We start from the raw sequence: 12906 nt of genomic DNA on the forward strand, positions 1-12906 counted from the left end.
GGTTATTTTTAAAATTACCGGTTATGGATACCATTCAGATAAAAGACAAACAGTTCACTGTTTCTATTAAGGAACAGGATATTCAGAAAGAAGTGATTCGCGTAGCGAACGAAATCAACCACGACTTGGCAGGTAAGAATCCGCTCTTCCTTAGTGTGTTGAACGGTTCATTTATGTTTACTGCCGACTTGTTGAAGCACATCACCATCCCTTGCGAGATTTCGTTTGTGAAACTGGCTTCTTATCAGGGAGTGACTTCCACCGGAGTGATTAAGGAAGTGATCGGACTGAATGAAGACATTGCCGGACGTACAGTAGTTATTGTAGAAGATATTGTGGATACCGGGCTAACCATGCAACGCCTGTTGGATACATTGGGTACACGCAACCCTGAAGCAATCCATATTGCTTCTCTGCTAGTGAAGCCTGAAAAACTCAAGGTCAATCTGAACATCGAATACGTAGCAATGGAAATCCCGAACGACTTTATCGTAGGTTACGGACTGGATTATGATGGTTTCGGACGCAACTATCCCGATATTTATACAGTAGTAGATTAAACAGTTAATATTAAATAGGTACCAGTTTAAATGGTAAATAGTAAATCGTTAAATTGTAAATAACAAAATGTTGAACATCGTAATTTTCGGTGCTCCGGGTTCAGGAAAAGGAACACAGAGCGAACGTATTGTAGAAAAGTATGGAATCAATCACATCTCAACAGGAGATGTATTGCGTGCTGAAATCAAGAATGGCACAGAATTGGGTAAAACTGCTAAAGGTTACATCGACCAAGGTCAATTGATTCCTGATGAATTAATGATTGATATTCTGGCAAGCGTATTCGACAGCTTCAAAGATAGCAAAGGTGTAATTTTCGACGGTTTCCCAAGAACGATTGCACAAGCTGAAGCATTAAAGAAAATGTTGGCAGAAAGAGGACAGGATGTTTCTGTAATGGTTGACCTGGATGTTCCGGAAGAAGAACTGATGGTACGTCTGATTAAACGTGGTAAGGATTCCGGTCGTGCTGATGATAACGAAGAGACAATCAAAAAACGTCTGCACGTATATCATTCACAGACTGCCCCACTGATCGACTGGTACAAGAACGAAAAGAAATACCAACACATCAACGGCTTGGGTACTATGGAAGGTATCTTTGCTGAAATCTGCGAAGCAGTAGATAAATTGTAATTTAGTAATCTTACTAATTATCAATACACTATTATAAATGAATAAGTCAGTCAGTAGCCGGAGTATTTTACTTAACTACTCTAACTACTGACTACTTTAACTACTTAAAAAGAATATGGCTGAATCGAATTTTGTTGATTACGTAAAGATATACTGTCGCTCGGGTAAGGGCGGAAGAGGCTCTACGCACATGAGGCGCGAGAAATATTGTCCTAACGGAGGTCCCGATGGGGGCGATGGTGGAAGAGGAGGTCATATCATCTTGCGCGGTAACCGTAATTACTGGACATTGTTGCACTTGAAGTATGACCGTCACGCAATGGCCGGTCATGGTGAATCGGGGAGTAAAGGACGTAGTTTCGGAAAAGACGGTGCGGATAAAGTAATAGAAGTGCCCTGCGGAACGGTCGTTTATAATGCCGAGACAGGGGAATATCTTTGTGACGTAACAGAAGACGGACAGGAAGTGATCTTGCTCAAAGGCGGTCGCGGTGGTCAGGGTAACTGGCATTTCAAGACGGCAACCCGTCAGGCTCCGCGTTTTGCACAGCCGGGAGAACCGATGCAGGAAATGACCGTTATCATGGAGCTGAAACTGCTTGCCGATGTTGGTCTGGTAGGTTTCCCGAATGCGGGTAAGTCAACTTTGCTTTCTTCTATTTCGGCTGCCAAACCGAAAATTGCTGATTATCCGTTTACCACGCTCGAACCCAATTTGGGTATCGTTTCCTATCACGGTGGAAAGTCTTTCGTGATGGCGGACATACCGGGTATTATCGAGGGAGCCAGTCAGGGTAAAGGCTTGGGACTGCGTTTCCTGCGTCATATCGAGCGCAATTCATTACTGCTGTTTATGGTTCCGGCAGACAGTGACGACATTCGTAAGGAATACGAAGTCTTGCTGAACGAACTGCGTACTTTCAATCCTGAAATGTTGGACAAGCAACGTGTGTTGGCTGTCACCAAGAGCGATATGCTCGATCAGGAATTGATGGACGAAATAGAACCTACATTGCCGGAAGGCATTCCCCACGTATTCATATCTTCTGTTTCCGGTTTGGGTATCTCGGTGTTGAAAGACATTCTTTGGGAAGAACTGAATAAGGAAAGCAATAAGATAGAGGACATCGTTCACCGTCCGAAGGACGTAACCCGTCTGCAACAGGAGCTCAAAGACATGGGCGAAGATGAAGACATCGTTTATGAATATGATGACAATGTTGATGATGATGACGATGATATCGACTATGAATACGAGGAAGAAGATTGGGAAGAAAAATGATTTCACTTACAAAAAATAATGAGTTGAAGGGATATAAGTCACTGGATGTATATCCCGAGGTAGCTCATTTCGTAACAACGCGTCACGAAGGTATAAGCACCGGAGCTTACGGCTCTTTCAACTGTTCGCCTTATACCAACGACTCATGCATGAACGTCAATCGCAATCAGAGCTGGTTGTTTCAGTGCATGAATCATCAGATAAAGGAGTTGTTTATTCCTGAACAGAGCCATGGTTGTGCCAGTCTGATTATCAATGAATCATTTTTTAAAGAGTCATTAGAAATGAGACGGCTACTTTTGCGAGGAATGGATGCCTTGATAACTAATGTGCCGGGGTATTGCGTTTGCGTCACGACGGCGGATTGTGTTCCTGTATTGCTGTACGACAAAAAACAACACGTTGTGGCTGCCGTTCATGCCGGATGGAAAGGAACTGTGAAGCATATTGTCAGTCATGTGATGGATCACTTGAATCAGAAATTCGGGACGCAAGGCGAAGATGTGGTAGCTTGCATCGGGCCGAGCATTTCGCTCGAATCATTTGAAGTAGGTGATGAGGTGTATGATGCTTTTAAAGAAAGCGGTTTCGATATGTCTCTTATTTCTATGAAGAAGAAGGAGACGGGCAAATATCATATTGATTTGTGGGAAGCCAACCGGATTGAATTACTGAATGCCGGAGTGCCTGCAGAACAGATAGAAGTAGCTGGCATCTGTACCTATATTCATCATGATGAATTCTTCTCCGCACGTAGACTGGGAATAGATTCCGGTCGTATCTTGTCGGGAATAATGATTAGAAAGTAATAATTGGTGTCCGTAATTGCAGGACGCTGATGATTGGTTTATGATAAGTTATGTTTGAAATAAAAGTATCTAAAGAAATAAAAGACGCATGCCCGGTTTTCGCCGGAGCCGCCGTGTATGCTGCAGTGAAGAATACTGCTTACAGCGAAGGTCTTTGGCGTGAAATCAATGCTTTCACCGAACAACTGACTTCCACTACACAGATGGAAGACATCAAACATCAACCTGTTATCTTTGCTACCCGTGAGGCTTATAAACGTTGTGGCAAAGACCCCGGACGTTATCGTCCGTCAGCCGAAGCTTTGCGTCGCCGCCTGATGCGCGGAATCCCTTTATATCAGATTGATACACTGGTAGACCTGATTAACCTCGTGTCTCTTCGTACGGGACATTCTATTGGTGGTTTCGATGCGGATAAAATACAAGGTACACGCCTTGAACTCGGTATCGGCAAAGCTGGAGAACCGTTTGAAGGTATCGGTCGCGGTGTGTTGAATATTGAAGGATTACCCGTATATCGCGATTCATTCGGAGGAATCGGAACACCGACAAGCGATCACGAACGTACGAAGATGGATCTCGGAACTACTCATATCCTGGCGATAGTCAACGGTTATAATGGGAAAGATGGTTTGCAAGAAGCTGTTGAAATGATACAAACCTTATTAAGAAACTATACAGAATCGGATGGAGGCGAAATCATATTCTTCGAATAATTAGAATGAGTGCTCTAAGAAAAAAGACATGAAAAACATACTTATCTTACTGACAGTTTTATTATTGCCACTGACTGCCGACGGGCAGGATAAACCTTCCTTCTCTGCCCGCGAAATGGCTGATGTACGGGTAGCTACTCCCGGGTTATTTGCTAAAAGCAATCATATCTATCTGCATTTGGATTCTCTGAAAGACCACGAATATGCATTCCCATTACCCGGAGGAAAAGTAATCTCTGCCTATGGAACTCGCGGAGGACATTCGGGAACAGACATTAAGACCTGTGCAAAAGATACGATTCGTGCTGCTTTTGATGGAGTGGTGCGTATGTCGAAACCCTATTATGCCTACGGAAATATCGTTGTAATTCGCCACGCTAACGGATTGGAAACACTTTATAGCCACAATTTCAAGAATCTGGTTAAAACTGGTGATGTTGTAAAAGCCGGACAAGCCATCGGACTGACAGGACGTACCGGTCGTGCCACTACCGAACATGTACACTTCGAAACCCGTATTAACGGGCAACATTTTAATCCGAATCTCATTTTTGACTTAAAAGAGAGGACATTGCGGAAAGAACGTATCAAGTGTACCAAGAACGGGAGTAAAATCGTTGTGAAGACGCATACTCCTGATAGCCGGATTGCCCAGAGTAAGAAATAACTTATCGCACAAACCGTATACAGACCGGCTTGTCTACTTTAATATCCTGCTGTACGTCTGTTAATAGTCCTGTATCTGCATCTCTTTCATAGACTTGTATCACATTGCTGTCTCTGCAAGCAACCAATAAGTATTTGCCATTAGGTGTAATGATGAAATTGCGTGGATGAATTCCTGTCAGTTGGTAGCCTGCTTTTGACAACATTCCGCTATCCGGGTGGATATTGAATATAGCAATACCGTCTGCTTTCAAACGATTGCTGGCATACAGGAATTTTCCATCCGGGCTGATATGAATGTCAGCACTTCCTTGTGCGTTTACCGTGTCGGCAGCGATTGTTTGCATCTCTTTTAAATCTCCGTCTTTGTATTCAAAGGCGATTACTGTGCCCGATAACTCATTAATCAGATAAGCATAATGGCCGTTTGGCGAGAAAGTCAGATGACGGGGACCCGAACCGGCTTTCACTTTAAAGGCAGCAGGCGATCCTTCTTTCAGAAATGCTTCTTTATTCTCTGTATTTGCAGTGGGGTTAATGATAAACTTATGTATTTGGTCTGTACCCAAGTCATCGGCAAACAAGTATTTACCATCTGGAGTGATACGGACACAATGCAGATGCGGTTTCTCTTGTCTTTCCTTGTCTACTCCCGCGCCTTTGAATTGTATAATATCGGAAGTGGGTAGGAGTGAACCATCTTTTGCGATAGGGAATACAGAAATGCTGCCACCACTGTAGTTGGCAGTTATCACATTATTTTCATTGGCAATGATATAGCAAGGATCTTCACCTCCTGTTTGCTGTGAATTTAATAATTCCAAAGTACCTTTTTCTTTATTGAAAGCAAATGCATTGGCAGCAGCTTGTTCATTATTGAATTCACTGACTGCATAGACGAATTTTCCGTCGGCAGACGGAACAAGATAAGAAGGATTTTCAATTTCCGTTTCACTTAACGGAGTAGCAGTCCCGTCTTTTTCGTTGAAGCGGTAGCTATATATCCCTTTACTGGTTCCTGATGTGTAAGTACCCACCAACATGGTTAGTTCGTTTTTCGTTGTATCGGTTGTTTCCATAGGAGTCTTTTTTTTAGAAGTACAGCCACTGATACTGATTCCGAATATGCAAACAGCGGCAAATGCTTTGAATATAGATGTTTTAGATAGATATGTCTTAATCATAAGTAGCTTATTATTGGTTGATTTTTCATGATGCTTTTTCACCTTAAATATAAAATAGCTCCGTAAAGATAGTGCTTTGATATAATATTTGCTAACGTCTTCTCGTAAATTAGAAAACATTTCCTATCTTTGTACCCTTGGAAAGCGTTCTAAACAATCGCTATTCTGTACGAATAAAAATTTGGGGTTGACTGGATTTGACAGCGGGCAGAAATGGTAGGTAAGCATGCAGTGGGTCGGTAATTTCCACTTAAATATCAGTTATCAAAATTTTATCTGGCGAAACTAATTACGCTCTTGCTGCTTAATCGAATCACAGTAGATTAGCTTAATCCAGGCACTAGGTGCCAGGACGAGACATCACTCGGAAGCTGTTGCTCCGAAGCATTCCGGTTCAGTGGTGCAGTTACATCGGGGATAGTCAAAGGCGGCCTCGCACTTTTGATGAAACTTTAGAGGATAAGGCAGGAATTGATGGCTTTGGTTCTGTTCCTGCACGAAAATTTAGGCAAAGATAAGCATGTAGAAAGCTTATGATTTCCTCGTTTGGACGAGGGTTCGATTCCCTCCAGCTCCACAAAGTTATAATGAAAAGAAGAGAAGAATCCTGTAATCAGTTGAATTACAGGATTTTTTGTTTGTAAATGGTTGAATAAAAAAGAAAATGAAAGAAAGGTTCTTGTTGGACTTAGTGTTGGACTGAAACCTAATAAAAGGAAAGTCCAACGGTTTCTTCATATTTCATTGATATTCAAAATATTGCACTTTCATATTTGATTGATTATTAGGAACTTTGCAGGCAAAGATTACTAACTAAAAAATCAATAATATGGTATCTATTTTATTTTTTATTAAACGTAAGAAGTTACTCAAGGATGGGACAGCTCCTATATATATAAGGGTAACAGTATATAAACTCTCGTCAGAGTTTGCTACAGGTAAAAGTGTTAATCCTTCGCATTGGTTAGCATTGAAGGGGAGAGTTAAAGGAAATACTTTATATAATAAACAGTTAAATACTTTTTTAGACCAACAAGAATACTTATTGCATGATATTGCTTTAAAGATTCAGCAAGAGGGTAAGCAGGTAAGTGCAAAAGAGATTTCTTTTAGATATAAAGGAAAGGATAAACCCAATATCTTTTTATTATCATTGTATGCAGAACATAATGAACAACTAAAAGAATTAGTTGGAATTTCTGTTGCTTTGAATACTTATAAAAGGCATGAAACATCATTAAAACTATTCAAGGAGTTTCTTATGTCTACATATCAACAAAGTGACGTGAATATGAATGAAGTTGATTTGGTTATGATGGAAAAGTATAAGCATTATTTGATGGTGGTAAGGCATAATAACAATAATACAACTGTGAAATATATCAGGAATTTAGGTAAGGTGTTTAATATGGCAGTGGAAAGAAAAATAATTGTGTCATCTCCTATTGAACAACTTCACCTGAAAACGATGGAAGTTGAAAAGGAGTTCTTAACAGGTGGTGAGTTAGAGTTGTTGTCAAAGAAGGAGTTTTCTATAGAGAGGTTGGAGCAGGTGAGGGATATTTTTCTTTTTTGTTGCTATACAGGGTTGGCTTATGTTGATGTTCATTCATTGACTATGAAGGATATAGTAAAAGATGGTGAGAAATATTGGATAAAAAAAGCTAGACATAAAACTAATAATATGTGTCATATCCCTTTGATTACTCCTGCCTTAAATATTATTAATAAATATTCAGTACATAATCAGGCTACAGGCAGATTACTACCTGTTCTTTCTAATCAGAAAATGAATGCATATTTGAAAGAGATTGCTGCCATTGTTGGAATTAACAAAAATCTGACGACTCATTGTGCCCGTCATACATTCGCAACTACGGTGACTTTGGCAAATAATGTTTCAATAGAGAATGTTTCAAAAATGCTTGGTCATAAAAGTATAAAGATGACTCAACATTATGCTAGAATCCTAGATTCAAGCATAGCTAATGATATGCTCCAAGTGGAAAAAAAGTTTGTATGAGAGAGAATCAATGCTCAATCCCTTGTTTTCACACCAGAAGGCAGGGGATTGCTTTATATGTATATAACTAATATATAGCAATTCCTACTGTCATCTGATATACAGTCTCTCTGATATTTTTAATTTTTATTTTAAATTTCTGCAAACTTGATATCTACAAGTGCACTCTAAGTCACCTTTTCACCCACCCCAGACCTTAAGAGTGGGATATCCCCCCTATGCATATTGGGGATTACTGGATTCATATAGTTAGCTCATTACAGTTAGCTCATTACCCCACCATAGTAACTGAATCAACAGCAGCAGAATGGTCTGTCTGCACAACAATAAAATTACAAGATTATGGAAAAGTTGAAGTTCTTAGAGACAGTGACAGTGAATGAGTTCAAGGCTCAAAAGGGTGTAAACAAGATTGAAGTTAAGCAGAATCCTCATACAGGTAAGTGCTTCTTTGTTTATGGCTGTGAAACTGGTGCAGTTAGTGACAAGTTCCTTAATGGAAAGGTTACCAATCCTGTTATCTCCCAAGTATGTTCACCTGATACAAGTGACATGTTTTATATGCTGCATCAGAGAGGTGAAGGTGGAGCTATGACACTGGCAACTCTATGATGGGTATCAATGTTGACCTCAAGGAGGCAAGTTTATTAGGACTTGCTTCCTTTTTTCTTTATAGACTGTGTATAACAATTAATCCTATTCAGATATGTTGAACTTAAGAGTTTCATCCAAGAAGCAGGCTAAAATTAAGCTTGCTTTACAAGGCTGTGCAGGTAGTGGAAAGACCTATTCTGCATTGCTTTTAGCTTATGGTTTATGCAATGACTGGACTAAGATAGCCATCATTGACAGTGAACATGGAAGTGCTGACCTTTATGCTCACTTAGGTGCTTATAATGTATTAAGTCTAAGTGATAATTTTACACCTGAAACATACATGGAAGCCATTGGTATATGTGAAGGTGCAGGTATGGAAGTTATCATCATTGACAGCATCTCACAGTGCTGGGATAACTTGCTTGAATACCATGCAGGTCTACAAGGTAACAGCTTCACTAATTGGCAGAAGGTGACACCTAGAATCAATGCTTTTATGCAGAAAGTATTGCAGTCTGGAAGCCATATTATATGCACTATGAGATGCAAACAGGACTATGTTCTAAGTGAGAAGAATGGCAAGATGATACCAGAGAAAGTAGGGCTTAAAGCAGTCATGAGAGATGGTATTGATTATGAGTTTACCATAGTCTTTGACATCAACATGAAGCACCAGACTATTGCATCTAAAGACAGGACAAACCTGTTTATAGGTAAGCCTGATTTTACCATTACACCTACTACAGGACAGATCATAGCAGATTGGTGTAATGATGGTGTCAATCTGGAGATGATAAGGAGCAAGATTAACTGCAGTAAGACCATTGAAGAACTGACTGCCATCTATCATGCTTATCCAGAATGGTATCAGCAGTTAACATCTGACTTTATGCAGAAGAAAGCAGCACTTCAGGTACAAAAGAATCAACCAACTATTAACTATACCCCTAATTACATTAGATATGGAAATAATGCAGTTGCAGCCAGTCAGAGCTAATCTGATATACCCTAATAGAATCAACAAAGAAGGCTCTCATGTTCAAACAGTTGAGCCAATAGAAATCATCAACACAGGTATTATATCAACAAATCCTGTAGAAGCTGATTCCATAAGCACCAGAGAAGGCAATAAGTTACCTTTTGTTGAGGCTAATACAAAGGAAGTTACTATGCAGTACCTCAAGGAGGAATGTATTACACCTGTGTTTTCTAAGGACAATGAGGTTACTATATCACACTCCAGTTTCATTGAAACTGTATGGGAAGCAGCTAACAAAGTGTTCTCCAATGAGAGAATAGAAGAACCTGCCATCAGGGTAAGCCATGTTATCAAAGGTAGAATACCGGAAGCTATTCATAAGCCAGTGAATCAACTACTGGAATCTGATAAAACCATCTACTTTGAGAGAATGATGTTCTGTTTTGAGATACCTACCATATATGAGGATATTGCAGGTAACAGACTGAATTTAACCATAGGTGGAGTAAGAGCTTATAATCACATGAATCTGTACAGCAAGAAGGGTGCAGAGAAGTTCAAGGTATTCATTGGCTTTCAAAACATGGTATGTTGTAACATGTGTGTATCAACAGATGGTTACAGGTCAGAATTAAAGGTTATGAGTACAACTGAACTATTCAATGCAGTGATGAGGCTGTTCCAAGAGTACAATATAGCCCAACACTTGTATTATATGTCAGCTTATAAGGATACCTATATGAGAGAGTCCCAATTTGCACAATTCTTAGGCAGATGCAGATTATATCAGTTCTTGCCTGCAGACCAGAAGAAGAAGTTACCACAGATGTTAATGACTGATACCCAGATAGGATTAGTTACCAAAGCATATTATAATGATGATAACTTTAGCACCCTTTTGGACAGCAGGGAAATCAGCATGTGGAATGTGTACAACTTACTAACTGGAGCTAATAAAAGTAGCTACATTGATAACTTCTTGGACAGGTCACTTAATGCCACCCAATTGGCAGAAGGACTTAATAAGGCTTTATATGGTGAAAGTGAATATAGTTGGTTCATTAATTAGTGTATCTTATGGACAGTATAATGAATGTGGCAGAGGTTCAATTGAGCTATAAAAGTAATGTCAAATCATCAACTAGATACAAGATAAATAGCTCACAGGATGCCTATGAACTGTTGATAAAGTACTTCCCTGATGACACAATAGAATACAAGGAAAGCTTTAAAGTAGTGCTACTTAATCAGTCTAACAAAGTACTGGGTATAGTACCTATTTCAGAAGGTGGAATATCTGCAACTTATGTAGATGTAAGATTGATATTACAAGCTGCATTGTTGGCTAATGCAACACAGGTAATATTGGCACATAATCACCCTTCTGGAAGCATGAAACCTAGTACTCTGGATGATGCTTTGACTGAAAAAGTAAGGAAGGTGGCTGAACTCATGGAGATTCATATAGCAGATCATGTAATCTTAAGCCCAGAGAAGGAATACTACTCCTATTATGATGAAGGTAAGCTATAAATACTTAGCTTTCTAAGGTCTACATTACCCTGCCTTCTATAAATCCATTTCCCCTCTGCTGTTATTATACCATTATGATGGGAAATTTCTCCTGTCTCACTTTCTTGCATATTATATGCAAAGTAAGTGATGCAGAATAGCAAATCAGGGGATGGTTTAATAGAGGTTGACTGCCTCTTCTAATACAGGTTGAGGGTATTTGATTACAGGGTAAAGAGATGTACTGCTATAATAACTTAACCACTTGAGGTTCGGTGAAGTATGTAAACATGAACTACATTAGTAGTTAGTAGGTTAGACTAAATTAAATATTGATTGAATTATGTGTGAGATTATCTTGATTCTAGTGGGGTTTGTCCTCACTAGTATGATACTTAAGGATTAAGAGGTTATATGCCTCTTACTATGTGTTTTATTGTTGTTGATAGCCCTAGTTCATCATGGACTGGGGCTTTAACTTGTGTATATATGACAGCACTAAATATGATATTACAGTGGCTTCTATTGATAGTTACTGGTACTCTATTTATCAATTGGGCATACAGAAAGTGAACATTTAGCCCTACCTTTGTATTATAAGGATATAGCCTGCATCTATGGTACTGATATGCCTTGAAACCTATTAATTTATGACTGTCAGATGATGAAGTATGACTGGAAAGTTCTATCTTTGCAGCAGTATTAATTAAATGACAATTAATGAAATAGATGTTTAACTAAGACATATTAGAAGAAGAAGTGTTTGCTTCTTGCTTGATGTTATCAGAGAAATCGCCAATTTCAATCAGATATAACCATCAAAAGCAGGTTAGTGAATGCTCATACCATATAGGTGTGGGCTTTCCTTATTTGCATGGTTATAGGTGTTTGGCGATACCTTCTGATAAGCAACTAAGGTTAGGCTCACACCTTCTTTTTGTAGTATGGCTACAAAAGGAAATATCATGAAAAGGTTTAATAAAACACCGGATTTCTCTTTCACCTACATTTCAGGGGACGAGCATATAGGGCGTTACACAGAAACAGGATATCTCACAAGAAATATCAACCATCTTAAAGAAATTGGTGCAGGTATACTTATTACAGAAGAAATCCTGAACAGCAATACAGACTATTTATGTCCTATCAATCAGAATGGTAAGATTGGCTTTATCAATAGTTTTGCAGATATTGTTATAACGCCAGAGTTTGACAGTGTAACTGACCATTTCACTACAGCAGAATCACTAGTCAGAGTATGTAAAAATAATAGGTATGGTATCATTGATGCAGAAGGTAATTATGTTATAAATTGCCAATATAGAAGTCTGTCTTCTATTTGGGAAGAACATTATGTAATAATTCAAAATGAAGTCTATCAATATGCTGTAATTGATATAAATACAAAGAATGAAGTCATTCCTTATGGTAAATACAATCATATTTATGTTGCAGGAATGTATTTACAGGCTAAACAAGATTTACTCAGAGGAATTATAGACATTCATGAGAACATTATAATCCCTTTCAAATACAAATGGATTAGTCCAGTTGAAGACAGCTACTATATTAGAGTCGTTCAAAGTTTCAAAGAGAACAATAAAATAGTTGACAAATGGGGTATCATTGATTTGGCAGACTTCTTTGGTAATAGAATAATAGAACCCTATTATGATTATATTGCTCCTATTAAAGATATGACAGCTATTGCAACTAAGTTTAAAAAGAAATGTTGTATTGACCTTTGTGAAATGAGAGAAATCAAAGAATATGTAGGTGGCTCCTCATTCCATCCAATCTTTGAAAGAGAAAGCACTTATAATGACTACAATGGCAGCTATGCTCAAGATGTTATGGGATATGATGATGCTACTATAAGTGATGCTTTTGAAGGAGACCCAGATGCTTATTGGAATATAGATTGATTACTAACTTTAATAT

Annotated in this window: 13 protein-coding genes and 1 other RNA gene; 13 read left to right on the forward strand and 1 reads right to left on the reverse strand. The window is 38.9% G+C overall.

Annotation, left to right across the window (positions count from 1 at the left end):
• Positions 1-23: 23 nt before the first annotated feature.
• The 6 genes from hpt to HMPREF9010_RS03490 all read left to right on the forward strand — a co-directional run bounded on the left by hpt (position 24) and on the right by HMPREF9010_RS03490 (position 4671).
• The gene (gene hpt / locus HMPREF9010_RS03515) at positions 24-560 is read left to right on the forward strand and encodes a hypoxanthine phosphoribosyltransferase (RefSeq protein ID WP_008651092.1); all 537 of its coding nucleotides are present in this window, start codon (positions 24-26) and stop codon (positions 558-560) included.
• A 67-nt stretch (positions 561-627) separates the two neighbouring features.
• On the forward strand, positions 628-1197 hold the full coding sequence (locus HMPREF9010_RS03510) for an adenylate kinase (RefSeq protein ID WP_004301902.1): 570 nt from the start codon (positions 628-630) through the stop codon (positions 1195-1197).
• Between the two features lie 115 nt (positions 1198-1312).
• Positions 1313-2479, forward strand: coding sequence for a GTPase ObgE (gene obgE, locus HMPREF9010_RS03505; protein WP_004304678.1), 1167 nt, complete (start codon positions 1313-1315; stop codon positions 2477-2479).
• Positions 2476-3288, forward strand: coding sequence for a peptidoglycan editing factor PgeF (pgeF, locus tag HMPREF9010_RS03500; RefSeq protein ID WP_004301904.1), 813 nt, complete (start codon positions 2476-2478; stop codon positions 3286-3288). The genes obgE and pgeF overlap by 4 nt, the downstream gene beginning before the upstream one ends.
• 50 nt (positions 3289-3338) lie before the next feature.
• Positions 3339-4004 (forward strand): B3/4 domain-containing protein, encoded by a 666-nt coding sequence (locus tag HMPREF9010_RS03495; RefSeq protein ID WP_008651094.1) that lies wholly within the window; start codon positions 3339-3341, stop codon positions 4002-4004.
• A gap of 28 nt (positions 4005-4032) precedes the next feature.
• Positions 4033-4671, forward strand: coding sequence for a M23 family metallopeptidase (locus HMPREF9010_RS03490; protein WP_008651095.1), 639 nt, complete (start codon positions 4033-4035; stop codon positions 4669-4671).
• A gap of 1 nt (position 4672) precedes the next feature.
• Here HMPREF9010_RS03490 and HMPREF9010_RS03485 read toward each other — a convergent pair whose 3' ends face one another.
• A complete protein-coding gene (locus tag HMPREF9010_RS03485; protein WP_032852896.1) occupies positions 4673-5854 on the reverse strand; it encodes a lactonase family protein in 1182 nt (393 codons plus the stop codon).
• Positions 5855-6037: 183 nt separating this feature from the next.
• Here HMPREF9010_RS03485 and ssrA point away from each other — a divergent pair.
• The 7 genes from ssrA to HMPREF9010_RS03455 all read left to right on the forward strand — a co-directional run bounded on the left by ssrA (position 6038) and on the right by HMPREF9010_RS03455 (position 12890).
• Positions 6038-6434: a transfer-messenger RNA gene (gene ssrA, locus HMPREF9010_RS25740) on the forward strand.
• A 249-nt stretch (positions 6435-6683) separates the two neighbouring features.
• Positions 6684-7877 (forward strand): site-specific integrase, encoded by a 1194-nt coding sequence (locus HMPREF9010_RS03480; RefSeq protein WP_008651097.1) that lies wholly within the window; start codon positions 6684-6686, stop codon positions 7875-7877.
• A gap of 342 nt (positions 7878-8219) precedes the next feature.
• Positions 8220-8489 (forward strand): hypothetical protein, encoded by a 270-nt coding sequence (locus HMPREF9010_RS03475; RefSeq protein ID WP_008651100.1) that lies wholly within the window; start codon positions 8220-8222, stop codon positions 8487-8489.
• Between the two features lie 94 nt (positions 8490-8583).
• Positions 8584-9471 (forward strand): AAA family ATPase, encoded by an 888-nt coding sequence (locus tag HMPREF9010_RS03470; protein WP_008651101.1) that lies wholly within the window; start codon positions 8584-8586, stop codon positions 9469-9471.
• On the forward strand, positions 9437-10522 hold the full coding sequence (locus tag HMPREF9010_RS03465) for a DUF3871 family protein (protein WP_032852897.1): 1086 nt from the start codon (positions 9437-9439) through the stop codon (positions 10520-10522). Before HMPREF9010_RS03470 ends, HMPREF9010_RS03465 begins: the two co-directional genes overlap by 35 nt.
• An 8-nt stretch (positions 10523-10530) precedes the next feature.
• Positions 10531-10986, forward strand: a complete 456-nt coding sequence (locus HMPREF9010_RS03460; protein WP_032852898.1) for a JAB domain-containing protein — start codon at positions 10531-10533, stop codon at positions 10984-10986.
• Between the two features lie 923 nt (positions 10987-11909).
• Positions 11910-12890, forward strand: coding sequence for a WG repeat-containing protein (locus HMPREF9010_RS03455; RefSeq protein WP_008651111.1), 981 nt, complete (start codon positions 11910-11912; stop codon positions 12888-12890).
• The last annotated feature ends 16 nt before the right edge of the window (positions 12891-12906 follow it).

The organism is Bacteroides sp. 3_1_23 (assembly GCF_000162555.1).
Taxonomy (GTDB): domain Bacteria; phylum Bacteroidota; class Bacteroidia; order Bacteroidales; family Bacteroidaceae; genus Bacteroides; species Bacteroides ovatus.

Bases quoted from the DNA above. Each gene is read 5' to 3' on its own strand.
- hpt (WP_008651092.1), top strand. From the start codon at position 24: ATGGATACCATTCAGATAAAAGACAAACAGTTCACTGTTTCTATTAAG.
- HMPREF9010_RS03510 (WP_004301902.1), top strand. From the start codon at position 628: ATGTTGAACATCGTAATTTTCGGTGCTCCGGGTTCAGGAAAAGGAACA.
- obgE (WP_004304678.1), top strand. From the start codon at position 1,313: ATGGCTGAATCGAATTTTGTTGATTACGTAAAGATATACTGTCGCTCG.
- pgeF (WP_004301904.1), top strand. From the start codon at position 2,476: ATGATTTCACTTACAAAAAATAATGAGTTGAAGGGATATAAGTCACTG.
- HMPREF9010_RS03495 (WP_008651094.1), top strand. From the start codon at position 3,339: ATGTTTGAAATAAAAGTATCTAAAGAAATAAAAGACGCATGCCCGGTT.
- HMPREF9010_RS03490 (WP_008651095.1), top strand. From the start codon at position 4,033: ATGAAAAACATACTTATCTTACTGACAGTTTTATTATTGCCACTGACT.
- HMPREF9010_RS03485 (WP_032852896.1), bottom strand. From the start codon at position 5,854: ATGATTAAGACATATCTATCTAAAACATCTATATTCAAAGCATTTGCC.
- HMPREF9010_RS03480 (WP_008651097.1), top strand. From the start codon at position 6,684: ATGGTATCTATTTTATTTTTTATTAAACGTAAGAAGTTACTCAAGGAT.
- HMPREF9010_RS03475 (WP_008651100.1), top strand. From the start codon at position 8,220: ATGGAAAAGTTGAAGTTCTTAGAGACAGTGACAGTGAATGAGTTCAAG.
- HMPREF9010_RS03470 (WP_008651101.1), top strand. From the start codon at position 8,584: ATGTTGAACTTAAGAGTTTCATCCAAGAAGCAGGCTAAAATTAAGCTT.
- HMPREF9010_RS03465 (WP_032852897.1), top strand. From the start codon at position 9,437: ATGGAAATAATGCAGTTGCAGCCAGTCAGAGCTAATCTGATATACCCT.
- HMPREF9010_RS03460 (WP_032852898.1), top strand. From the start codon at position 10,531: ATGGACAGTATAATGAATGTGGCAGAGGTTCAATTGAGCTATAAAAGT.
- HMPREF9010_RS03455 (WP_008651111.1), top strand. From the start codon at position 11,910: ATGGCTACAAAAGGAAATATCATGAAAAGGTTTAATAAAACACCGGAT.